Origin of the sequence: Streptomyces sp. NBC_00086, assembly GCF_026343255.1 — a bacterium.
Taxonomy (GTDB): domain Bacteria; phylum Actinomycetota; class Actinomycetes; order Streptomycetales; family Streptomycetaceae; genus Streptomyces.
Genome location: NZ_JAPELZ010000001.1, coordinates 2,148,744 through 2,173,145 on the forward strand (window position 1 = coordinate 2,148,744; position 24,402 = coordinate 2,173,145).

Below are 24,402 nucleotides of genomic sequence, written 5' to 3' on the forward strand. Positions count from 1 at the left end.
TGCCTGACTCCAAGCCTGCCCAGTGTTTCACCCCGGCTGAACCCGGCCATAACACTCCGGCACCATCGCACACCGGCCACACCCTGTGGGTGGATTCACCGACGACGGCACCATGGCGACCGTGAAGGTAAGTAACCTGGCATCCGTTGTCCACCGCGTCGAAGGAGACTTGTGATCACGGCACGGGCGGCTGCCAGTTTCGATCCACAGGGGCGTTCAGTCGCTGCTGCCCGCGCATTCGTCCGCGACACCCTCCAGGGCTGGGGTTTCGCCGACATCGTCGACGACGCGGTGGTCCTCACCAGCGAGCTCGTCACCAACGCCGTGGTCCACGCCGGCACCCGCGCCGAAGTCCTGTGCCTGCGCACCGAGGACGGCGTACGGATCGAGGTCGCCGACCGCTACCCGGAGCGCGAGCTCCCGCTCCAGCACCCCGGCGACCGCCCGTACGCGGACCCCGACCGCGAGAACGGCCGCGGGCTCATGCTCTGCGCCGCCCTCGCCACCCGCTGGGGCGTCGAGTACACGGCCACGCACAAGCACGTGTGGTTCCGGCTCGACATGCCGGACCGCCCGGTCGGTACCCGCTCCGCGGGACCCGTCGTCCCCGACCAGCTCCTGCCCCTGGCCGACAGCCGCGTCCGCGTCGCCGTCCTGCAGATCGACTCCGCCGGCACGGTCTCCGCCTGGAACGAGGACGCCGAGATCATCTTCGGCCACCTCGCCGCGAAGGCCGTCGGCCGCCCGCTCGCCGAGCTGGCCGCCTGGCCGCAGACCCCCGGCACCGGCACCGGCATCGCCGAGGCCCTGCGCCTGTCCCGCTGGGAGGGCAGCTACGGCATCCGCGGCGCCGACGGCCGCGTGATCCCCATCTACGCCTCCCACCTGCGGGTCCGCGACGCCCACGGTGAGCCCTCCATCGTCTGCCTGCTCGTGCACGACGACGAGCGCGCCCTGCTGCAGAGCCCCGCACGGGTCCCCATGGACGGCGGCCACCTGACCGAGACCCGCCCCACGGACCCCTTCGAGATCTTCATCGGCTCCCCCGCCCCCGACGACCTCGACGGCCTCCTCCAGCGCACCGTGGAACGCGCCCGCGACCTCCTCGACGCCGACTCCGCCTTCCTCCTCCTCGCCACCGACGACGAGACCGAGCTCGAAGTCCGCGCCACCACGGGCCTGCCCTCCACCCGCCAGCGCTTCGCCCGCGTCCCCGTCGAAGCCGGCACCAACCGGTACGGCAGCGCCCGCATGCCCGCCGTCCACGAGGACCTCATCGTCGTCCCCGGTGCGGTACCCCTCCTGGAAGCCACCGGCATGCGCTCCGCCATCACCGTCCCCCTCAAGGTCGAGGGCCGCCTCACCGGCTCGCTCGGCGTCGCCTCCGAGATCCCCGGCCGCTACTCCAACGAGGACGCCCTGCGCCTGCAGTTCGCCGCGGACCGCATCGCCCTCGCCGTGGAATCGGCCCGCCTCGGCGAGCTCGAACGACTGCGCCGCGGCTCCCTCTCCTTCCTCGTCGAGGCCTCCGACCTGCTCGCCGGCACCCTGGACCGCGACCAGACCCTGGCCCTCATGGCCCAGATGACCGTCCCCACCCTCGCCACCTGGTGCGCCGTCTACACCATCGCCGACCAGGCCTCCGACCCGTTCCTCTCCTACGTCCTGCACGAGGACGAGGAGCGCATCGACGGCCTCAAGGCCCTGCTCGCCCAGGTCAGCCCGCCCGAGCCGGTCCGCGAGTCCGGCGCCCGCCCCTGGCCCGAGACCTCCCTGGCCGTCGGCGGCGAGACGGTGGTCCTCCCCCTCCTCGCCCGCAACCGCGTCATCGGCATGCTGACCCTCGGCAAGCCCTCGGAGGAGCACTTCCGCCAGGAGATCCTCGAACTCGCCGAGGACCTTTCCCGCCGCGCCGCCCTCGCCCTGGACAACGCCCGCCTGTACTCCGAGCGCACCGCCATCAGCCGCTCGCTCCAGCGCAGCCTGCTGCCGCCCGGCTCCCCCACCATCCCCGGCATCGAGGTCGAGGTCATCTACCGCGCCGCCGGCGAGGGCAACGAGGTGGGCGGAGACTTCTACGACGTCTTCCCCATCCGCCCCGGCGTCTACGGGTTCGCCATCGGCGACGTCTGCGGTACGGGCCCGGAGGCGGCCGCCGTCACCGGCCTGGCCCGCCACGCCCTGCGCCTCCTGGCCCGCGAGGGCCTAGGCGGCCCGGCCGTACTGGAGCGCCTCAACGCGGCGATCCTCGACGAGGGCGACCGCAGCCGCTTCCTCACCCTCCTCTACGGCGAGCTGCACCCCCAGCCCGACGGCGGCGCCCACATGAAGGTCGTCTGCGCGGGCCACCCGCTGCCGCTGCGCCTGCGCCCGAACGGCGAGGTGACCCCGGCCGCCGACCCGCAGCCCCTCCTCGGCGTCCTGGACGACCTCGACCTCTACGAACAGACCCTCACCCTGGACCCGGGCGACGTCCTCCTCTGCGTCACCGACGGCGTCACCGAACGCCGCGAGGGCACCCGCATGCTCGGCGACGACGGCCTCACCGAGGTCCTCACCACCTGTACGGGCCTCACCGCCGGCGCCGTCGCCTCCCGCGTCCTGCGCGCGGTGGAACGCTTCGCCGCCGAACCCGCCTCCGACGACATGGCCATCCTGGCCTTCCGCATCCCCCAGCAGCGCGACGGCGACTGAGCACCGCCGCGCCACACCGCTTACCGGCGGGGCCCCGCCACCAGGATCATGAAGGACGGGGCTGCCATCTCCGCGGCCCAAGGGGCACTGCCCGTCTCGACGACCGCGTCACGGCCGGCGTCGGACCGGGAAGGGGGCACGGACGCGGGCACGGACGGGGACGGGGAGGCACCGTCGGCAGCCGGGGCCGTCCTGAACGTGTGGGCGAAGTGTCGGATCCGTTCGGTGTTCATGAGCGTTCCTCCCGTGGATCGAGGGCCTTGGAACTCCTGCTCATCCCATTGCGCCCCGAGCCCCGCCCCCGGTCACGGCCCGAAAGTTCGGGGCTTGACGGGAAGCCCCGGACCCTCCTCACGCACAGCAGGACCCCTGCCGGGGGAACGCAAAAAGGCCCCCGCCAATGGCGGGGGCCTTCTCGTTTTGGAGCCCTTTAACGGAATCGAACCGTTGACCTTCTCCTTACCATGGAGACGCTCTACCGACTGAGCTAAAAGGGCGGGTTGTTCGGCGGCGTCCTACTCTCCCACAGGGTCCCCCCTGCAGTACCATCGGCGCTGAAAGGCTTAGCTTCCGGGTTCGGAATGTAAACCGGGCGTTTCCCTAACGCTATGACCACCGAAACACTATGAAGTTAACCAAACCGGATATGACACAGTTCGTTACTTCAGAACTAACACAGTGGACGCGAGCAACTGAGGACAAGCCCTCGGCCTATTAGTACCAGTCAGCTCCACCCGTTACCGGGCTTCCACATCTGGCCTATCAACCCAGTCGTCTACTGGGAGCCTTACCCTCTCAAGGAGGTGGGAATACTCATCTTGAAGCAGGCTTCCCGCTTAGATGCTTTCAGCGGTTATCCCTCCCGAACGTAGCCAACCAGCCATGCCCTTGGCAGGACAACTGGCACACCAGAGGTTCGTCCGTCCCGGTCCTCTCGTACTAGGGACAGCCCTTCTCAATATTCCTACGCGCACAGCGGATAGGGACCGAACTGTCTCACGACGTTCTAAACCCAGCTCGCGTACCGCTTTAATGGGCGAACAGCCCAACCCTTGGGACCGACTCCAGCCCCAGGATGCGACGAGCCGACATCGAGGTGCCAAACCATCCCGTCGATATGGACTCTTGGGGAAGATCAGCCTGTTATCCCCGGGGTACCTTTTATCCGTTGAGCGACGGCGCTTCCACAAGCCACCGCCGGATCACTAGTCCCGACTTTCGTCCCTGCTCGACCCGTCGGTCTCACAGTCAAGCTCCCTTGTGCACTTACACTCAACACCTGATTGCCAACCAGGCTGAGGGAACCTTTGGGCGCCTCCGTTACTTTTTGGGAGGCAACCGCCCCAGTTAAACTACCCATCAGACACTGTCCCTGATCCGGATCACGGACCGAGGTTAGACATCCAGCACGACCAGAGTGGTATTTCAACGACGACTCCACAACCACTGGCGTGGCCGCTTCAAAGTCTCCCACCTATCCTACACAAGCCGAACCGAACACCAATATCAAACTATAGTAAAGGTCCCGGGGTCTTTCCGTCCTGCTGCGCGAAACGAGCATCTTTACTCGTAGTGCAATTTCACCGGGCCTATGGTTGAGACAGTCGAGAAGTCGTTACGCCATTCGTGCAGGTCGGAACTTACCCGACAAGGAATTTCGCTACCTTAGGATGGTTATAGTTACCACCGCCGTTTACTGGCGCTTAAGTTCTCAGCTTCGCCACACCGAAATGTGACTAACCGGTCCCCTTAACGTTCCAGCACCGGGCAGGCGTCAGTCCGTATACATCGCCTTACGGCTTCGCACGGACCTGTGTTTTTAGTAAACAGTCGCTTCTCGCTGGTCTCTGCGGCCACCCCCAGCTCACGGAGTAAATCCGATCACCAGTGATGGCCCCCCTTCTCCCGAAGTTACGGGGGCATTTTGCCGAGTTCCTTAACCATAGTTCACCCGAACGCCTCGGTATTCTCTACCTGACCACCTGAGTCGGTTTAGGGTACGGGCCGCCATGAAACTCGCTAGAGGCTTTTCTCGACAGCATAGGATCATCCACTTCACCACAATCGGCTCGGCATCAGGTCTCAGCCTTATATGAGGGACGGATTTGCCTACCCCTCGGCCTACACCCTTACCCCGGGACTACCACCGCCCGGGCTGGACTACCTTCCTGCGTCACCCCATCGCTTACCTACTACAAGTCTGGGTCACCGGCTCCACCACTTTCCTTTCCCCGAAGGGTCCGGAACGGCTTCACGGGCTTAGCATCGCCTGATTCGATATTGGGCGTTTCAAAGCGGGTACCGGAATATCAACCGGTTGTCCATCGACTACGCCTGTCGGCCTCGCCTTAGGTCCCGACTTACCCTGGGCAGATCAGCTTGACCCAGGAACCCTTAGTCAATCGGCGCACACGTTTCTCACGTGTGTATCGCTACTCATGCCTGCATTCTCACTCGTGAACCGTCCACAACTAGCTTCCGCTGCTGCTTCACCCGGCACACGACGCTCCCCTACCCATCACAGCGGGCGTTGGCCCTATTGCTGCAATGACACGACTTCGGCGGTACGCTTGAGCCCCGCTACATTGTCGGCGCGGAATCACTTGACCAGTGAGCTATTACGCACTCTTTCAAGGGTGGCTGCTTCTAAGCCAACCTCCTGGTTGTCTCTGCGACTCCACATCCTTTCCCACTTAGCGTACGCTTAGGGGCCTTAGTCGATGCTCTGGGCTGTTTCCCTCTCGACCATGGAGCTTATCCCCCACAGTCTCACTGCCACGCTCTCACTTACCGGCATTCGGAGTTTGGCTAAGGTCAGTAACCCGGTAGGGCCCATCGCCTATCCAGTGCTCTACCTCCGGCAAGAAACACGTGACGCTGCACCTAAATGCATTTCGGGGAGAACCAGCTATCACGGAGTTTGATTGGCCTTTCACCCCTAACCACAGGTCATCCCCCAGGTTTTCAACCCTGGTGGGTTCGGTCCTCCACGAAGTCTTACCTCCGCTTCAACCTGCCCATGGCTAGATCACTCCGCTTCGGGTCTAGAGCGTGCAACTCAATCGCCCTATTCGGACTCGCTTTCGCTACGGCTTCCCCACACGGGTTAACCTCGCTACACACCGCTAACTCGCAGGCTCATTCTTCAAAAGGCACGCAGTCACGACCGTTATTCCGAAGAATAACGGCGACGCTCCCACGGCTTGTAGGCACACGGTTTCAGGTACTATTTCACTCCGCTCCCGCGGTACTTTTCACCATTCCCTCACGGTACTATCCGCTATCGGTCACCAGGGAATATTTAGGCTTAGCGGGTGGTCCCGCCAGATTCACACGGGATTTCTCGGGCCCCGTGCTACTTGGGAGATTCTTAAGCAAGCCGCTGATGTTTCGTCTACGGGGGTCTTACCCTCTACGCCGGACCTTTCGCATGTCCTTCGACTACATCAACGGTTTCTGACTCGCCGACCGGCCGGCAGACCGATCAAAAGAATTCCCACAACCCCGCATGCGCAACCCCTGCCGGGTATCACACGCATACGGTTTGGCCTCATCCGGTTTCGCTCGCCACTACTCCCGGAATCACGGTTGTTTTCTCTTCCTGCGGGTACTGAGATGTTTCACTTCCCCGCGTTCCCTCCACACTGCCTATGTGTTCAGCAGTGGGTGACAGCCCATGACGACTGCCGGGTTTCCCCATTCGGACACCCCCGGATCAAAGCTCAGTTGGCAGCTCCCCGGGGCCTATCGCGGCCTCTCACGTCCTTCATCGGTTCCTGGTGCCAAGGCATCCACCGTGCGCCCTTAAAAACTTGGCCTACAGATGCTCGCGTCCACTGTGTAGTTCTCAAGCAACGACCAGTCACCCATCACCCTCACCCATAAGGCGAAGTTCACTGGGGCCGGCATCGCGAAGATAAGACCTTTCGGCCGTACCCTCAGATACCCAACAACGTGCCAAGCACGATCCCCCGTCAGTGAGTCACTTTCCACGCCGAAGCAGTACTTGTGACCCATCCAGGAAACCGTGCCAACTAATCAACGTTCCACCCTGAGCTGACCGTGCAGAACGTTTGTCTGCAATCGGTACTGTGCTCCTTAGAAAGGAGGTGATCCAGCCGCACCTTCCGGTACGGCTACCTTGTTACGACTTCGTCCCAATCGCCAGTCCCACCTTCGACAGCTCCCTCCCTTACGGGTTGGGCCACCGGCTTCGGGTGTTACCGACTTTCGTGACGTGACGGGCGGTGTGTACAAGGCCCGGGAACGTATTCACCGCAGCAATGCTGATCTGCGATTACTAGCAACTCCGACTTCATGGGGTCGAGTTGCAGACCCCAATCCGAACTGAGACCGGCTTTTTGAGATTCGCTCCACCTCACGGTATCGCAGCTCATTGTACCGGCCATTGTAGCACGTGTGCAGCCCAAGACATAAGGGGCATGATGACTTGACGTCGTCCCCACCTTCCTCCGAGTTGACCCCGGCGGTCTCCTGTGAGTCCCCATCACCCCGAAGGGCATGCTGGCAACACAGGACAAGGGTTGCGCTCGTTGCGGGACTTAACCCAACATCTCACGACACGAGCTGACGACAGCCATGCACCACCTGTATACCGACCACAAGGGGGGCACTATCTCTAATGCTTTCCGGTATATGTCAAGCCTTGGTAAGGTTCTTCGCGTTGCGTCGAATTAAGCCACATGCTCCGCTGCTTGTGCGGGCCCCCGTCAATTCCTTTGAGTTTTAGCCTTGCGGCCGTACTCCCCAGGCGGGGAACTTAATGCGTTAGCTGCGGCACCGACGACGTGGAATGTCGCCAACACCTAGTTCCCAACGTTTACGGCGTGGACTACCAGGGTATCTAATCCTGTTCGCTCCCCACGCTTTCGCTCCTCAGCGTCAGTAATGGCCCAGAGATCCGCCTTCGCCACCGGTGTTCCTCCTGATATCTGCGCATTTCACCGCTACACCAGGAATTCCGATCTCCCCTACCACACTCTAGCTAGCCCGTATCGAATGCAGACCCGAGGTTAAGCCTCGGGCTTTCACATCCGACGTGACAAGCCGCCTACGAGCTCTTTACGCCCAATAATTCCGGACAACGCTTGCGCCCTACGTATTACCGCGGCTGCTGGCACGTAGTTAGCCGGCGCTTCTTCTGCAGGTACCGTCACTTTCGCTTCTTCCCTGCTGAAAGAGGTTTACAACCCGAAGGCCGTCATCCCTCACGCGGCGTCGCTGCATCAGGCTTTCGCCCATTGTGCAATATTCCCCACTGCTGCCTCCCGTAGGAGTCTGGGCCGTGTCTCAGTCCCAGTGTGGCCGGTCGCCCTCTCAGGCCGGCTACCCGTCGTCGCCTTGGTGGGCCATTACCCCACCAACAAGCTGATAGGCCGCGGGCTCATCCTTCACCGCCGGAGCTTTTAACCCCCGCCCATGCAGGCAGGAGTGTTATCCGGTATTAGACCCCGTTTCCAGGGCTTGTCCCAGAGTGAAGGGCAGATTGCCCACGTGTTACTCACCCGTTCGCCACTAATCCACCCCGAAGGGCTTCATCGTTCGACTTGCATGTGTTAAGCACGCCGCCAGCGTTCGTCCTGAGCCAGGATCAAACTCTCCATGAATGTTTACCGGTAATCCGGTGCACACGCACTTAGAGCGGGACAGTCATGTCGGAATAAGACCGACCGTCCACTGCGTCCTCGCTGTGTAATTGCCTGCAAGCGTCAGGGCCGAAGCCGCGACCTCACAGGTCTTTTTCAAAGGAACCTCATCCACCGAAATGGACGGGGTATCAACTTTTTGGCGTTGATTTTTGGCACGCTGTTGAGTTCTCAAGGAACGGACGCTTCCTTTGTACTCACCCTCTCGGGCTTTCCTCCGGGCGCTTCCTTCGTTCTTGTGTCTCCGACTCTATCAGACTCTTTCGTGTCCGATTCCCAGTCAGCGGGATTCGCTTTCCAGTTCTTCGCTTTCGCGTTTCCCTTTCCGGCGATTCCAACTCTACCAGATCATTTCCGTGTCGTTTCAGACTTGGATTTGAATTGGACGGCCGTTGGAGAGCCATTCCCTTTCGGGCGAGCCAGACTTTATCAGGTTTCCCTGCTCTGGAATCCCACCCGCCCGCACCGACATGGCCGGGCACACGTGTGTGCCGGGGAGCCGTGCGAGGTGGAGACGTAAACGTACTGGAGCGGGGCCCCCGGATGCAAATCCGGTTGCCCCGCTCCGGTGTGGTCGCTACGGCGAGGGTCAGACCTCGACGACGACCGGGAGGATCATCGGGCGGCGGCGGTAGCCGTCCGAGACCCACTTGCCCATCGTGCGGCGGATGAGCTGCTGGATCTGGTGCGGCTCGGCCACGCCGTCCGCGGCGGCGCGGGCGATGGCTTCCTCGATCTTCGGCAGGACCGAGGAGAACGCCGAGTCCTCGATGCCGGAGCCGCGGGCCTGGATGTTCGGGCCGCTGACGATCTTGCCCGTGGTGCTGTCCACCACGACGTAGACCGAGATGATGCCCTCGTCACCGAGGATCTTGCGGTCCTTGAGGTGGGCTTCGGTGACGTCGCCGACCGAGAGGCCGTCCACGTAGACGTAGCCGGCCTGGACCTTGCCCGAGATGCGGGCCTTGCCGTCGATGAGGTCGACGACGACGCCGTCCTCAGCGATGACGATGCGGTCCTTCGGTACGCCCGTCAGGGCGCCGAGCTCCGCGTTGGCGCGCAGGTGGCGCCATTCGCCGTGGACCGGCATCAGGTTCCGCGGCTTGCAGATGTTGTAGAAGTACAGCAGCTCGCCCGCGGAGGCGTGGCCGGAGACGTGCACCTTGGCGTTGCCCTTGTGCACGACGTTGGCGCCCCAGCGGGTCAGGCCGTTGATCACGCGGTAGACCGCGTTCTCGTTGCCCGGGATGAGCGACGAGGCCAGGATGACCGTGTCGCCCGGGACGATCCGGATCTGGTGGTCGCGGTTCGCCATGCGGGACAGGGCCGCCATCGGCTCGCCCTGCGAACCGGTGCAGACCAGGACGACCTCGTGGGGCGGCAGGTCGTCGAGGGTCTTGACGTCCACGACCAGGCCGGCCGGAACCTTCAGGTAGCCCAGGTCACGGGCGATGCCCATGTTGCGGACCATCGAGCGGCCGACGAAGGCGACCCTGCGGCCGTACTCGTGGGCGGCGTCGAGGATCTGCTGGATGCGGTGCACGTGGCTCGCGAAGCTCGCCACGATGATCCGGTTGTTGGCGTTGGCGAACACCGTGCGCAGGACGCCGGAGATCTCGCGCTCGGGCGGGACGAAGCCCGGGACCTCGGCGTTCGTCGAGTCCGAGAGGAGAAGGTCGATGCCCTCTTCGCTCAGGCGCGCGAAGGCGTGCAGGTCGGTGAGGCGGTTGTCCAGCGGGAGCTGGTCCATCTTGAAGTCACCGGTGCACACGACCATGCCGGCGCCGGTGCGGATGGCCACGGCCAGGGCGTCCGGGATGGAGTGGTTGACCGCGATGAACTCGCAGTCGAAGGGGCCGAGGTTCTCGCGCTCGCCTTCCTTCACCTCGAGGGTGTAGGGGCGGATGCGGTGCTCCTGGAGCTTGGCCTCGATGAGCGCCAGCGTCAGCTTGGAGCCGATCAGCGGGATGTCCGGCTTCTCCCGGAGGAGGTAGGGGACGGCGCCGATGTGGTCTTCGTGGCCGTGCGTGAGGACGATGCCCTCGATGTCGTCGAGCCGGTCCCTGATGGACGAGAAGTCCGGCAGGATCAGGTCGATGCCCGGCTGCTCCTCTTCGGGGAAGAGGACACCGCAGTCGACGATGAGCAGGCGGCCGTCGAACTCGAAGACGGTCATGTTGCGGCCGATCTCACCGAGCCCGCCCAGGGGGGTGACCCGAAGGCCGCCCTTGGGGAGCTTCGGCGGCGGACCGAGTTCAGGATGCGGATGGCTCAAAAGGTTCTCCTTCACCACGCGCGGCCACGTACCCGTCGAGGCACGTGGCGCGCATGTCATTCGTGCACTTGCTGTCGTCTTGTGTGGTTCTGCTTATTCAGTTGTGAAGTCTGATGTCAGAGCTGTACCCCGCCGGCGGCAAGATCGATCTTGAGCTGCGCCGTCTCTTCGGCGGTCAGCTCGACCAGCGGGAGTCGCAGCGGGCCCGCGGGCAGGCCCTGCAGGTTCAGCGCGCCCTTGGTGGTGATCACACCCTGGGTGCGGAACATGCCGGTGAAGACGGGGAGCAGCTTCTGGTGGATCTCGGTGGCCTTCTGGACGTCGCCGCCCAGGTGGGCTTCGAGCATCTCGCGGAGCTCGGGGCTGACCACGTGACCCACCACGGAGACGAAGCCGACCGCGCCGACCGACAGGAGCGGCAGGTTCAGCATGTCGTCACCGGAGTACCAGGCCAGGCCGCTCTGTGCGATGGCCCAGCTTGCGCGTCCGAGGTCGCCCTTGGCGTCCTTGTTGGCAACGATACGGGGGTGCTCGGCCAGCCGGACGAGTGTTTCCGTATTGATCGGGACACCACTGCGGCCCGGGATGTCGTAGAGCATGACCGGCAGCTCTGTGGCATCGGCGATCGCCGTGAAGTGCCGGAAGAGGCCCTCCTGCGGCGGCTTGCTGTAGTACGGGGTGACCGCGAGCAGGCCGTGGGCACCGGTGCGCTCGGCCTGACGGGCGAGCTCGAGGGTGTGACGGGTGTCATTGGTGCCGATGCCGGCGACCACGTGGGCCCGGTCTCCGACCGCTTCGAGTACGGCTCGTACGAGGTCGTTTTTCTCCGCGTCAGTGGTGGTCGGCGACTCACCGGTGGTGCCGTTGATGATCAGGCCGTCGTTGCCTGCGTCCACCAGGTGGACGGCGAGCTGCTGCGCGCCATCGAGGTCAAGTGCGCCATCCGCCGTAAACGGCGTGATCATGGCGGTGAGGACCCGCCCGAAGGGGGTCTGCGGAGTCGAGATCGGAGCCATGGGTAACACGCTACTCGCTGCCATGCTCGCGGTGTCCCCTCGGGGGACGTGATGACGGTGTTGGAGCCCGGCACTGCCTGCTCGGGGGTTCAAGCAGTGCCGGGTCCGTTTGATCAGCCTAGATGAACTTTACGAAACGTGGCAATACGGACACTTCGGACTTGTTCCGTACATCAGTGCGGAGCCGGTCGATCGGGCCGTACGGGGCACCGCGGCCGACTGCCGCCAGAGCGCGGACGGCGGCGCTCCGCCCGGAAGAAAGTACCGGCCGGCAGGGCCGAACGGGCAGCTCGGGCTCCGCCCGGCTCGCGGTCGGCGGAGCTGACGCGGCGCCAGGGAATTTGGCCAATTTCGCGAAAACCGGCACCGATCGGGCCTTTCGCTCGTCCTACCCGGTAGAACGTCCGCCCATCCCGCCCCCACCGCACCGGGGCCCCGACCGTGAGGAGAGTCGTTCCCCATGTTCCGCCGGCGCGAACCCGTCCCGTTCGCCTTCGTCGCCGAGGCCGACCGATTCCGCAGCAACGTCACTCCGCCGCCGCGCGAGAGTCTGGGCAAGACCCAGATCGCCGCCCGTAGTCTGGTCGGACTGACCGTCGTGGCGGGACTCGTCGGATCACTGCTCTTCGGCATCCCCGCACTGCAGCCGAGCCACGCACCGGCGAAGTCGCAGCAGTCGGAGGCATCCGAGGGACGGTAGCCTCACGGGCACAGCCCAACCGAACGTGCATGTGAGTGAGGTCCTGCCGTGCCCCTGCCCTTCCTGACGGCCGACGGCGCATTCGACGCGCACGACAACGGGGAGACGCTCCCCTACGAAGACCCCGACCGGTGGCGTCGCCCCTACCGTCCGGGCCCCTGGCGGGTGGCCATCGCCGCGGTGATGCTCCTGGTCGGCTCGTTCATGCTGTTCGCCACGGTGATCATCGTGGCCGCCGGCACCTGGCCCGGCGCCCTGGGCGGTCTGCTGGCCTCGCTCGCCGTGGTCGGCTCCGCCCTGCGGCTGCTGCGCACGGGCGTCTGGGTGAGCCCCAAGGGGCTGCGCGTGGCGGGGTTCTTCACCACCCGCTCGATCCCCTGGAACCAGGTCGGCGAAGTCCGCACGGTGCAGCAGCCCGTCCGCTGGCTCGGGCTGCCGAGGACCGTACAGGGCCAGGCCCTGACCGTGGCCGCGCGCGGAGGCGCCGAGCTGCCGGTCCTGCTGACCGACCACAACGCCGATTTCCTGTCGCGCACCGAGGCCTTCGACCGGGCCGCCGACTCGGTCGAGGCCTGGGCCGAGGAGTACCGGGCCGTGCCCGCCTGAGGCGGTCCGCCCCGGCGCCCCTGAGCGGGCGTCACGCGCACGGGAAGCCCGTACAGGCTCAGGCTTGTACGGGCTTTCCGTCGTGCAGGGAGATGGCCCGCTGCATGGCTTTGCGGGCCCGCGGGGTGTCGCGGGCGTCGTGGTAGGCGATGGCGAGGCGGAACCAGCTGCGCCAGTCCCCCGGCGCGTCCTCCGTCTCGGCCTTGCGGCGCGCGAAGACCTCGTCGGCCGAGTCCCGCAGGATCCGGCCGTACTTGTCCCGCTCCAGCTCGTCCACCGGCAGTCCGCCCTCTGCCTCCAGCTCGGCTCCGAGCTGGTTGGCCTTGGTGACGAAGCGGGTGTTCTTCCAGAGGAACCAGACACCGATGACCGGCAGGATCAGCACGGCCACCCCGAAGGTGACGGTGAGCCAGGTCCCGTGCCGGATCAGCATCAGGCCCCTGCTGCCGGCCAGGACGAAGTACACGACCAGGACCGCGGCCGTGATGAAGTAGAGGATCTTCGCGCGCATGGGGACCGCCTGCTCGTCAGCCGAGTTCGAGGAAGTTTTCCAGGCCGAAGGTGAGGCCCGGAGTCTGCGTCACGCGGCGCGCGCCGAGCAGGATGCCCGGCATGAAGCTGCTGTGGTGCAGGGAGTCGTGACGGATGGTCAGGGTCTCGCCCTCACCGCCGAGGAGCACCTCCTGGTGGGCCAGCAGGCCGCGCAGGCGGATCGCGTGCACCGGGACGCCGTCGACGTCGGCGCCGCGCGCTCCGTCGAGCGCGGAGGCGGTGGCGTCGGGCTGCGCGCCGAGGCCGGCCTCGGCGCGGGCGGCCGCGATGAGCTGCGCCGTACGGGTCGCCGTGCCGGAGGGGGCGTCGACCTTGTTCGGGTGGTGCAGTTCGACGACCTCGACGGACTCGAAGTAGCGCGCGGCCTGCGCGGCGAACTTCATGGTGAGGACGGCGCCGATGGAGAAGTTCGGGGCGATGAGCACACCGGTCGCCGGGGAAGCGGCGAGCCAGGTGTTCAGCCGGGCGAGGCGGTCCTCGGTCCAGCCGGTGGTGCCGACCACTCCGTGGATGCCGTGGCGGACGAGGAACTCCAGGTTCTCCATCACCGAGGCGGGGGTGGTCAGCTCGACCGCGACCTGGGCGCCGGCGTCGGCCAGCGTCTCCAGCTTGTCTCCGCGGCCGAGGGCGGCCACCAGTTCCATGTCCCCGGCGGCCTCGACGGCCTTGACCGCCTCGGAGCCGATGCGGCCCTGGGCGCCGAGAACTGCCACGCGCAGCTTGCTCATGTCATTCCTTAAAGTGCGTACGGGCCCGGGCCCTGTCCCGGGGCCCGGGCGACGTGCTCCTGAGAGGGGCCTTGGCTAGGCGACGGCCTCGTCGAGACGGGCCGCCTGCTTCTCCTTCAGCGGGCCGATCACCGCGAGCGAGGGCCGCTGCGCCAGGACGTCCTGCGCGACCGAGCGCACTTCGTCCGGGGTGACGGCCGCGATCCGGGCCAGCAGGTCGTCGACCGACATCTGGTCGCCCCAGCACAGCTCGCTCTTGCCGATGCGGTTCATGATCGCGCCGGTGTCCTCCAGGCCGAGGACGGTGGAGCCGGACAGCTGGCCGACGGCCCGCCGGATCTCCTCGTCGGTGAGCCCGTCGGAGGCGACCTTGTCCAGCTCGTCCCGGCAGATCCGCAGTACGTCGTGGACCTGGTTGGGGCGGCAGCCGGCGTAGACGCCGAAGAGGCCGGTGTCGGCGAAGCCCGAGGTGTACGAGTACACGCTGTAGGCGAGGCCGCGCTTCTCCCTGACCTCCTGGAAGAGGCGGGAGGACATGCCGCCGCCGAGCGCGGTGTTCAGTACGCCGAGCGCCCAGCGGCGCTCGTCGGTGCGGGCCAGGGCCGGCATGCCGAGGACCACGTGGGCCTGCTCGGTCTTGCGGTTGACCAGCTCGACGCGGCCGGAGGTGCGGATCCGCTTGGTGCCGGATCGCGGGCCGACCGGTTCGGCGTCGGTGCGGGTCAGGGCGCCGGCCTTTTCGAAGGCCGCGCGGACCTGGCGTACGACCTTGTTGTGGTCGACGTTGCCCGCGGCCGCCACGACCAGGTGGGTGGGGTCGTAGTGCTTCTTGTAGAAGCGGCGGATCCGGTCGGCGGTGAGCGCGTTGATCGTGTCGACGGTGCCGAGGACGGGGCGCCCGAGCGGGGTGTCCCCGTACATGGTCTGGGCGAACAGGTCGTGGACCATGTCGCCCGGGTCGTCCTCGGTCATCGCGATCTCTTCGAGGATGACTCCGCGCTCGGCGTCGACATCGGATTCGAGGATCAGCGAGCCGGTGAGCATGTCGCACACGACGTCGATGGCCAGCGGCAGGTCTGTGTCGAGCACCCGTGCGTAGTAGCAGGTGTACTCCTTCGCCGTGAAGGCGTTCATCTCTCCGCCGACCGCGTCGATCGCGGAGGAGATGTCGAGGGCACTGCGCTTCTCGGTGCCCTTGAAGAGGAGGTGCTCCAGGTAGTGCGTGGCGCCGTTCAGCGAAGGCGTCTCGTCCCGGGATCCGACGTGCGCCCAGATCCCGAAGGTGGCGGAGCGGACGGACGGCAGCGTCTCCGTGACCACGCGCAGTCCGCCGGGGAGGACCGTGCGCCGGACGGTGCCGATGCCGTTCGCGCCCTTGAGCAGTGTTTGGGTACGGGCGACGGCCCGCCCCTCCGAAGAGGGGCGGGCCGTCACACGGGAACTACGCGACGTCACTTGTCGGAGTCGTCCTTGTCAGCGTCGTCGCCGGCGGCCTCGCCGTCGATCACGGGGACCAGGGAGAGCTTGCCGCGGGAGTCGATCTCGGCGATCTCGACCTGGACCTTGGTGCCGACCGCGAGCACGTCCTCGACGTTCTCCACGCGCTTGCCACCGGCGAGCTTGCGGATCTGCGAGATGTGCAGCAGGCCGTCCTTGCCGGGCATGAGGGAGACGAAGGCACCGAAGGTGGTGGTCTTGACGACCGTACCCAGGTAGCGCTCGCCGACCTCCGGCATGGTCGGGTTGGCGATCTGGTTGATCGTGGCGCGGGCAGCCTCGGCGGCCGGACCGTCGGCGGCACCGATGTAGATGGTGCCGTCGTCCTCGATCGTGATCTCGGCGCCGGTGTCCTCCTGGATCTGGTTGATCATCTTGCCCTTGGGGCCGATGACCTCACCGATCTTGTCCACCGGGATCTTGACGGTGATGATCCGGGGGGCGAACGGGGACATGGCGTCCGGCGTGTCGATCGCTTCCATCATCACGTCGAGGATGTGGAGGCGGGCGTCGCGGGCCTGCTTGAGGGCGGCGGCCAGAACCGAGGCCGGGATGCCGTCGAGCTTGGTGTCCAGCTGGAGCGCGGTGACGAACTCCTTGGTGCCGGCGACCTTGAAGTCCATGTCGCCGAAGGCGTCCTCCGCACCGAGGATGTCGGTGAGGGCGACGTAGTGGGTCTTGCCGTCGATCTCCTGCGAGATCAGGCCCATGGCGATACCGGCGACGGGGGCCTTGAGGGGCACACCGGCGTTCAGCAGGGACATGGTGGAGGCGCAGACCGAGCCCATGGACGTCGAGCCGTTGGAGCCGAGAGCCTCGGACACCTGGCGGATCGCGTAGGGGAACTCCTCGCGCGTCGGGAGGACCGGCACGATCGCGCGCTCGGCGAGCGCGCCGTGGCCGATCTCGCGGCGCTTCGGCGAACCGACGCGGCCGGTCTCGCCGACCGAGTACGGCGGGAAGTTGTAGTTGTGCATGTAGCGCTTGCGGGTCACCGGGGAGAGGGTGTCCAGCTGCTGCTCCATGCGGAGCATGTTGAGGGTGGTGACGCCCAGGATCTGGGTCTCGCCACGCTCGAACAGCGCCGAGCCGTGCACGCGCGGGATGGCCTCGACCTCGGCGGCGAGGGTACGGATGTCCGTGAGCCCGCGGCCGTCGATGCGGACCTTGTCCTTGATGACGCGCTCGCGGACCAGGGCCTTGGTCAGGCCTCGGTACGCGGCGGAGATCTCCTTCTCGCGGCCTTCGAAGGCCGGGAGGAGCTTCTCGGCGGCGATCTCCTTGACGCGGTCCAGCTCGGCCTCGCGGTCCTGCTTGCCCGCGATGGTCAGCGCCTGGGAGAGCTCGCCCTTGACCGCGGCCGAGAGGGCCTCGTAGACGTCGGCCTGGTAGTCCAGGAAGACCGGGAACTCGCCCTCGGGCTTGGCGGCCTTGGCGGCCAGGTCGGCCTGGGCCTTGCAGAGGACCTTGATGAAGGGCTTCGAGGCGTCGAGGCCGGCGGCCACGACCTCCTCGGTCGGCGCCTCGGCGCCGCCCTTGATCAGGGCGATGGTCTTCTCGGTGGCCTCGGCCTCGACCATCATGATCGCGACGTCGCCGTCCTCGAGCACGCGGCCCGCGACGACCATGTCGAAGACGGCGTCCTCGAGCTCGGTGTGCGTCGGGAAGGCAACCCACTGGCCGCGGATCAGCGCGACGCGGACGCCGCCGATCGGGCCGGAGAAGGGCAGGCCGGCCAGCTGGGTGGACGCGGAGGCGGCGTTGATCGCCACGACGTCGTACAGGTGGTCGGGGTTGAGCGCCATGATCGTCGCGACGACCTGGATCTCGTTGCGCAGGCCCTTCTTGAAGGACGGGCGCAGCGGGCGGTCGATCAGGCGACAGGTGAGGATCGCGTCCTCGGAGGGGCGACCCTCGCGGCGGAAGAACGAGCCGGGGATCTTGCCGGCCGCGTACTGGCGCTCCTCGACGTCCACCGTGAGGGGGAAGAAGTCGAGCTGGTCCTTGGGCTTCTTCGACGCGGTGGTGGCGGAAAGCACCATCGTGTCGTCGTCCAGGTAGGCAACGGCGGAGCCGGCGGCCTGGCGGGCCAGACGGCCCGTCTCGAAGCGGATGGTGCGGGTGCCGAAGGAACCGTTGTCAATGACGGCCTCGGCGTAGTGGGTCTCGTTCTCCACTAGCGTTTTCTCCATTTTCGTCGTCTCCGTCCGCCACCCGTGTGGTGGTGGACGGTTGCGGAGAAGCGCTCCTGGCGTGCGGGCCGGTCTTCGATCGAAGCAGCCGGGCGAAGCCCCGTACGGGCTTTCCGGATGCCACTACCGAGGACCGGCGGCGTGGGAGGGCGCTCCTCCTCTTCAGTTGTGCACGTCTTAAGAAGTGGACGCTTCCAGACTACAAAGCGTCCGGTACGTCGCGCACGTACAGCAAAGGGAGCGGCCCACTCAATGTGGGAACCGCTCCCTTCACAGCGTCTTTACTTGGCGCCGGCCGCACCGCGGCGGATGCCGAGGCGCTCGACCAGCGTACGGAAGCGCTGGATGTCCTTCTTGGCCAGGTACTGCAGCAGGCGGCGACGCTGGCCGACCAGGATCAGCAGACCACGACGGGAGTGGTGGTCGTGCTTGTGCGACTTCAGGTGCTCGGTCAGGTCCGAGATGCGGCGGGACAGCATCGCGACCTGGACCTCGGGGGAGCCGGTGTCGCCCTCCTTGGCACCAAACTCTGCGATGAGCTGCTTCTTGACTGCGGCGTCGAGCGGCACGCGTACTCCTTGTAATAGGTCTACATAGCCACCGAGTGCCCCAGGTCGAATTCTCTGGGGATCTTCCGTAACTCGGGAGGCGGGGTCCGCTGAGCGCAGCCCCTGGAGGATTCCCGGGGCGCGTACACAAACGGCCGTCACACAGACTACCAGGCTGCCGCAGGCCCTCGTCTCAGCTGGTGAGAGCCCGGGCCTTGGCGTAGACGTCGAGCACGGCCAGGGTCAGCGGGACCAGGCTGAGCAGGACCGCCCCCTCGGTGAGGTCGAGGAGCCGCCCCCAGAAGGGTGACAGACCCTTGCGGGGAATGACCAATGCAATTCCGGCGAGGAGCGCCGCTCCGGCGGCGACGGCGGCGGAGAGCCAGAGCGTACGGATCTCCAGGCCGCTGTGGTCCCCGTAGAGGGCGAGCTCCTTGAGCAGGGCGAGCGGCGGGTGCATCGCGAGACCGAGGACGAGCAGGCCGAGGGCGGCGAAGCCGGCCACGAGGGCGCAGGCGACCTGGGAGGTGTAGCGGAAGAGGCGGGCGCGCAGCAGCATGGCGAGCCCGGTGGCCAGGGCCAGGAGCCGGGCCCAGGTGTTGTCCGAGAAGCCGAGGACGGCGGCGGAGCCGACGGCGACGGCCGCGCAGCCGCCGACGAGGCCGAGGAGCATCTCGTGGCCGCGGCGGGCCTGGGCGGCGATGGCCTCGGCGTCGAGCGGGGCTCCGGAGTCGTGCCCGTCGGTGGCGGAGCGCTCACCGTACGGCTCGCTCTCGTAGCGGTCCGGGGTCTCGTACTCGGCGGTGGCGCTCTGCGGGGCGGCGTAGCCGATGGGGAGCCGGGCGAAACGGGCGGAGAAGCCGGGGAGGAAGGCGACGAGGCCGATGGCGGCGGGGGCGCAGACGGCCGCGGCGGAGGTCGCGCCGGCGTCGGCGGTGATCGCGGCGAACGTGGCCAGGGTCCCGGTGGCGGCGAGGAAGGTGACCGCGACGAAGGGTGCGTCGCCGTCGGGGGTGAGGGCGACGAGGGCGACGGAGGCGACGAGCACGCAGACGCAGCCGAGGAGGAACTGGAGCCGGCCGGGGCCCTGGCCCGCGGCGGGGGCGATGATGCCGGAGCCGGCGAGCAGCAGGTGCGGTACGGCGGCGAGGCCGAGGGCTACGGCGGAGCCGCGGTCGCGGTAGACCCGGGCGCGGACGCCCGCGGCGGCGGTGAGGAGCACGCCGACGGAGCCGGCGATGATGCCGGGCAGTCCGTGCATGTCGTGCAGGACGGGGTCGGCGTACCAGAGGACGAAGCCGAGCAGGACGAAGAGGACGGCGGCGCCGGTCAGGCCCGCGCCGCGCAGCATGTCGTCGCTCCAGCGGTGGCGGTCGCGCACCACGGCGGCGGCGACGGCGTCGGAGACGTCGTCGAAGACGGCGGGCGGCAGGGAGTCCGCGAAGGGGCGCAGGCTCAGTACTTCGCCGTCCAGGACCTGCTGGGCCGCGAGGGTGCGGGCGCCGTCGAGGACGGTGCCGGAGCGCAGGACCAGGTGGAAGCCGGTGGGTGCGCCGACGGGCTGGGTCTGGCCGGTGAGGCGCAGCAGCTCGGGGTAGATGTCGGCGACGGCGATGTCCTCGGGGAGGGCGACGTCTATGCGGCTGTCGGGAGCCACGACGGTGACCCTGCGGAAGCCGGTCGCCTCGGCGGTGTTCACCTGATGCCCCCCGGTGGGTGTGTGCGTTGGTGTGCGTGCGGGTGCGCCGGTGACGGTGGTCCGCCCGCCGGTGCGCAGCCGATTCGCGGATGCGCATGCCGCGCGCGCCACCCTACCGGGAGTGCCGATGACTGTCGGCAAGTAGGATCACCTCTCTGCGGAGGAGACCCCCTTCGCGCCCGGGACTTGAGGGCGCCGGTTGCGACGTCCCGTCTGTTTTCGAGGGATTGATGCTCCGGTGAGCCAGATCGTCGTCAAACGTCCGCCCCGGTCGCTGCCGCCCGAAGTGCCTTCGGACGAACTGAGGCTGGAGGCACCGCCCGAACTCCCCCGGGGGCAGCAGGAGGGCGTGCTGATGCAGCTCCTCCCGATGCTCGGGATGGGCTCGTCCGCCGTCTTCTTCTTCATGCCGGGTGCCGCGCCGTTCATGCGCATCATGGGCGTGCTGATGATGGTGTCGACGGTGGGCATGCTGGTGGCCCAATTGATGCGGCACCGGCGCGGTACGCAAGGGCAAATGGCCGATATCCGGCGGGACTACCTCAAGTACCTGGCTCAAACCCGCCGTCAGGTACGGAGGACCGCGCGGGCCCAGCGTGACGCGCAGCTGTATCTGCACCCGGCTCCGGAGCAGTTGTGGTCGGTGGTGGCCGAGGGTTCGCGGCTGTGGGAGCGGCGGGTCGGCGACGCGGACTTCGGGCAGGCCCGGCTGGGGCTGGGCGCGCAGCGGCTGGCGACCCCGCTGGTGGCTCCGGACACGGCGCCGGTGGACGAGCTGGAGCCGCTGGCGGCCGGCGCCATGCAGCGGTTCCTGCGGGTGCATTCCTCGCTGGACGGGCTGCCGATGGCGGTGTCGTTGCGGGCGTTCTACCACGTGACGGTCTCCGGGGAGCCTGAGTCCGCGCGGGGCACCGCGCGGGCGCTCGTGGCGCAACTGGCGACCCTGCACTCCCCCGAGGACCTGATGGTGGCCGTGGTGGCGGCACCGGGCGCGGTGGCGGAGTGGGACTGGGTGAAGTGGCTGCCGCACACGCAGGTTCCGGGTCAGATCGACGGGGCCGGCACGAAGCGGCTGTTCGGCGACGACCTCGTGGAGGTGGAGGGGCTGCTCGGTTCCCGGCTGGAGGGGCGGCCCCGGTTCAGCCGGGAGGGGACCCCGGTGCTGGACCAGCCGCACGTGGTCCTCGTACTGGACTCGGGGTCCCGTGGCGGTCTGGTGCCGCCGGATTCGGTGTTCGCCGCTGCCGAGGGGCTGCAGGGGGTCACCGTCGTCGAGGTGGTGGCGGGCGAGCTGGACGAGGCGCGCGGCGGGCTGTCGGTCGTGGTGCGGCCGGGACGGCTGCGGCTGGAGTCGGGTGCGGGCTTCGCCTACGAGGGCCTGCCGGACACCCTGTCGCTGCCGGCGGCCGAGGCGCTGGCCCGGCAGCTGGCGCCGCTGCGGACGGGCGGCGGGGACGAGGACGAGCCGCTGCTGGCCAATCTGGACTTCACCGACCTGCTGAACCTGGGCGACGCGGCCGCCGTGGACGTGGCCCGGACCTGGCGGCCGCGCTCCGCCGGCGAGCGGCTGCGCGTGCCGATCGGGGTCGGCGAGGACGGCTCCCCGGTGATGCTGGACCTGAAGGAGGCCGCGCAGGAGGGCATGGGCCCGCACGGGCTGTGCGTGGGCGCGACCGGTTCGGGCAAGTCGGAGCTGCTGCGCACGCTGGTGCTGGGGCTGGCCGTCACGCACACCTCGGAGACGCTGAACTTCGTACTCGCCGACTTCAAGGGCGGTGCGACCTTCACCGGGATGGGGCAGATGCCGCACGTCGCGGCGGTCATCACCAACCTGGCGGACGACCTCACGCTCGTGGACCGCATGGGCGACTCGATCCGCGGCGAGCTGCAGCGCCGCCAGGAGCTGCTGCGTTCCGCGGGCAACTACGCGAACATCCACGACTACGAGAAGGCCCGCGCGGCGGGTGCTCCGCTGGAGCCGCTGGCCTCGCTGGTGCTGGTCATCGACGAGTTCTCCGAGCTGCTGACGGCGAAGCCGGACTTCATCGACATGTTCATCCAGATCGGCCGCATCGGCCGGTCGCTGGGCGTCCACCTGCTGCTGGCCTCGCAGCGGCTGGAGGAGGGCAAGCTGCGCGGGCTCGACACGTACCTGTCGTACCGGATCGGTCTGCGGACCTTCTCGGCGGCGGAGTCGCGTACCGCGATCGGCGTGCCGGACGCCTACCACCTGCCGTCGGTGCCCGGTTCGGGCTACCTGAAGTTCGGTACGGACGAGATGACGCGCTTCAAGGCGGCGTACGTCTCGGGTACTTACCGCTCGGGCGGCCCGGACCTGTCGGTCGGGCTGTTCCCGGTGGAGCGGCGGCCCGTGCTGTTCACGGCGGCGCCGGTGCCGGTGGTGTACGCGGCTCCGGACCCGGCGTACCTGTCGGCGCGGGCGGAGCAGGAGGCGCGGGCCGGGGACGACGCGCTGGCGGACACGGTGCTGGACGTGATCGTGGGACGGCTGGAGGGGCAGGGGGTGCCGGCGCACCAGGTGTGGCTGCCGCCGCTGGACCAGGCTCCGCCGCTGGACCAGCTGCTGCCGGCGCTGGCGCCGAGCGCGGAGCGCGGGCTGCACGCGGAGGGGTACACGCGGCCGGGCGGGCTGGTCGTACCGCTCGGGCTCATCGACAAGCCTTTCGAGCAGCGGCGCGAGGTGCTGTACCGGGACTTCTCCGGTGCGGCGGGCCACATGATGGTGGTCGGCGGTCCGCAGTCGGGCAAGTCCACGCTGATGCGGACGCTGATCTCCTCGTTCGCGCTGACGCACACTCCGCGCGAGGTGCAGTTCTACGGGCTGGACTTCGGCGGCGGCGGTCTGTCCTCACTGGCCGAACTGCCGCACGTGGGCGGGATCGCGTCCCGGCTGGACCCGGAGCGGGTGCGGCGCACGGTCGCGGAGGTGGCCGGGGTGCTGCGCCGGCGCGAGGAGTTCTTCCGCGCGAACGGCATCGACTCGATCGGCACCTACCGGCGCCGGAGGGCCGCGGGCGAGCTGCCCGGGGAGGCCTGGGGCGACGTGTTCCTGGTCGTCGACGGCTGGGGCGGCTTCCGGGGCGAGTACGAGGCCCTGGAGCAGGTCGTCACGGACATCGCGTCCCGCGGACTGGGATACGGCATCCACGTGGTGATCACGGTCGCCCGGTACATGGAGGTCCGGGCCGCGCTGAAGGACCAGATCCTCAGCCGGCTGGAACTGCGCCTCGGCGATGTCATGGACTCCGAGTTCGACCGCAAGGTGGCGGCGAACGTCCCGGCGGGGATGCCGGGACGCGGCCAGGTCGCGGAGAAGCTGCACTTCCTGGGCGCGCTGCCGCGGGTCGACGGCTCGCACGCGGCGCACGACCTGTCGGAGGCCACGACCGCCTTCGTGGACGCCGTGAAGCAGAACTGGGCCGGCCAGGCCGCCCCCGGCGTACGGCTGCTGCCGCGGCTGCTCCACGCGGACCAGCTCCCCAAGGGCGGGGAGTACCCGGAGCGCGGGATCGCGATCGGCATCGACGAGACCGAGCTGGAGCCGGTGTTCGTCGACTTCGAGACCGACCCCTTCCTCCTCGTGTTCGGCGAGAGCGAGTCGGGCAAGACGAACCTGCTGCGGCTCATCTCGCAGCGGATCGCGGAGCGCTACGGCCCGGACCGGGCGCGCCTGGTGGTCGGCGACTACCGGCGCGGCCTGCTCGGCGCGCTGCCGGAGGAGCACCTGCTGGAGTACGCGCCGATGGCGAGCTCCCTGCAGATGCACATGGAGGCGCTGGCCGGGGTGTTCGCCCGCCGGCAGCCGCCGCAGGACGTCACGCCGCAGCAGTTGCGCGACCGCAGCTGGTGGACGGGCCCGGACGTGTTCATCATCATCGACGACTTCGACCTGGTGGCCACGAGCCAGGGCAATCCGCTGGCGCAGCTGGTGGAGTTCCTGCCGTTCGCCCGGGACACGGGCGTGCGCTTCGTGATCGCGCGCAGCTCGGCGGGTGCCTCGCGGGCGCTGTACGAGCCGTTCATGCAGCGGATCAAGGAGCTGGGCGCGCAGGGCGTGGTGCTGTCCGGCGACCCGTCCGAGGGCGATCTGGTCGGCAGCGTGCGGCCGCGCCCCATGCCTCCGGGCCGGGCCTCCTTCGTCTCGCGCAAGCGCGGGACCTCGCTGATCCAGATCGGGCGGATGCCGGGGATGTAGGGCGGGACGCCGG

At 67.6% G+C, this 24,402-nt stretch carries 13 protein-coding genes, 1 tRNA gene and 3 rRNA genes; 4 read left to right on the forward strand and 13 right to left on the reverse strand.

Annotated elements, in window-relative coordinates:
• Positions 1–171: 171 nt before the first annotated feature.
• Positions 172–2,694, forward strand: a complete 2,523-nt coding sequence (locus tag OG276_RS09365; protein ID WP_266904005.1) for a SpoIIE family protein phosphatase — start codon at positions 172–174, stop codon at positions 2,692–2,694.
• 20 nt (positions 2,695–2,714) lie between these two features.
• Here OG276_RS09365 and OG276_RS09370 read toward each other — a convergent pair whose 3' ends face one another.
• The 7 genes from OG276_RS09370 to dapA all read right to left on the reverse strand — a co-directional run bounded on the left by OG276_RS09370 (position 2,715) and on the right by dapA (position 11,651).
• Positions 2,715–2,927, reverse strand: a complete 213-nt coding sequence (locus OG276_RS09370; RefSeq protein WP_266904006.1) for a hypothetical protein — start codon at positions 2,925–2,927, stop codon at positions 2,715–2,717.
• Between the two features lie 188 nt (positions 2,928–3,115).
• Positions 3,116–3,191: transfer RNA gene (locus OG276_RS09375), tRNA-Thr, on the reverse strand.
• 5 nt (positions 3,192–3,196) lie between these two features.
• A 5S ribosomal RNA gene (rrf, locus tag OG276_RS09380) occupies positions 3,197–3,314 on the reverse strand.
• A 74-nt stretch (positions 3,315–3,388) separates the two neighbouring features.
• Positions 3,389–6,512: ribosomal RNA gene (locus OG276_RS09385) — 23S ribosomal RNA — on the reverse strand.
• A 284-nt stretch (positions 6,513–6,796) separates the two neighbouring features.
• Positions 6,797–8,321, reverse strand: a 16S ribosomal RNA gene (locus OG276_RS09390).
• The 16S, 23S and 5S rRNA genes sit together here with 1 tRNA gene alongside, the layout of an rRNA operon.
• A gap of 628 nt (positions 8,322–8,949) precedes the next feature.
• On the reverse strand, positions 8,950–10,635 hold the full coding sequence (locus OG276_RS09395; protein WP_266904007.1) for a ribonuclease J: 1,686 nt from the start codon (positions 10,633–10,635) through the stop codon (positions 8,950–8,952).
• Between the two features lie 116 nt (positions 10,636–10,751).
• Positions 10,752–11,651 carry a 4-hydroxy-tetrahydrodipicolinate synthase gene (dapA, locus tag OG276_RS09400; RefSeq protein WP_266904008.1) on the reverse strand — a complete coding sequence of 300 codons (900 nt, stop codon included), beginning with the start codon at positions 11,649–11,651 and terminating at the stop codon, positions 10,752–10,754.
• A gap of 460 nt (positions 11,652–12,111) precedes the next feature.
• Between dapA and OG276_RS09405 the strand changes: the two genes are divergently transcribed.
• Positions 12,112–12,351: a hypothetical protein gene (locus OG276_RS09405; protein ID WP_266904009.1), complete on the forward strand. Its 240-nt coding sequence runs from the start codon at positions 12,112–12,114 to the stop codon at positions 12,349–12,351.
• A 48-nt stretch (positions 12,352–12,399) separates the two neighbouring features.
• Positions 12,400–12,957 carry a PH domain-containing protein gene (locus tag OG276_RS09410; protein WP_266904010.1) on the forward strand — a complete coding sequence of 186 codons (558 nt, stop codon included), beginning with the start codon at positions 12,400–12,402 and terminating at the stop codon, positions 12,955–12,957.
• 58 nt (positions 12,958–13,015) lie between these two features.
• On the opposite strand, the gene OG276_RS09415 is transcribed toward OG276_RS09410, so the two are convergent.
• The 6 genes from OG276_RS09415 to eccD form a co-directional block, all read right to left on the reverse strand.
• On the reverse strand, positions 13,016–13,468 hold the full coding sequence (locus OG276_RS09415; RefSeq protein ID WP_266904011.1) for a hypothetical protein: 453 nt from the start codon (positions 13,466–13,468) through the stop codon (positions 13,016–13,018).
• Positions 13,469–13,484: 16 nt separating this feature from the next.
• Positions 13,485–14,237, reverse strand: a complete 753-nt coding sequence (gene dapB / locus OG276_RS09420) for a 4-hydroxy-tetrahydrodipicolinate reductase (RefSeq protein ID WP_266904012.1) — start codon at positions 14,235–14,237, stop codon at positions 13,485–13,487.
• Positions 14,238–14,312: 75 nt separating this feature from the next.
• Complete coding sequence (locus OG276_RS09425; RefSeq protein ID WP_266904013.1) at positions 14,313–15,692, reverse strand: pitrilysin family protein; 1,380 nt, start codon at positions 15,690–15,692, stop codon at positions 14,313–14,315.
• Positions 15,689–17,911, reverse strand: coding sequence for a polyribonucleotide nucleotidyltransferase (locus OG276_RS09430; protein ID WP_266912647.1), 2,223 nt, complete (start codon positions 17,909–17,911; stop codon positions 15,689–15,691). The genes OG276_RS09425 and OG276_RS09430 overlap by 4 nt, the downstream gene beginning before the upstream one ends.
• 296 nt (positions 17,912–18,207) lie before the next feature.
• Positions 18,208–18,495: a 30S ribosomal protein S15 gene (gene rpsO / locus OG276_RS09435; protein ID WP_243337509.1), complete on the reverse strand. Its 288-nt coding sequence runs from the start codon at positions 18,493–18,495 to the stop codon at positions 18,208–18,210.
• Between the two features lie 172 nt (positions 18,496–18,667).
• On the reverse strand, positions 18,668–20,173 hold the full coding sequence (gene eccD / locus OG276_RS09440) for a type VII secretion integral membrane protein EccD (RefSeq protein WP_266904014.1): 1,506 nt from the start codon (positions 20,171–20,173) through the stop codon (positions 18,668–18,670).
• A 238-nt stretch (positions 20,174–20,411) separates the two neighbouring features.
• Between eccD and eccCa the strand changes: the two genes are divergently transcribed.
• A complete protein-coding gene (gene eccCa, locus OG276_RS09445; protein WP_266904015.1) occupies positions 20,412–24,389 on the forward strand; it encodes a type VII secretion protein EccCa in 3,978 nt (1,325 codons plus the stop codon).
• Positions 24,390–24,402 lie beyond the last annotated feature (13 nt).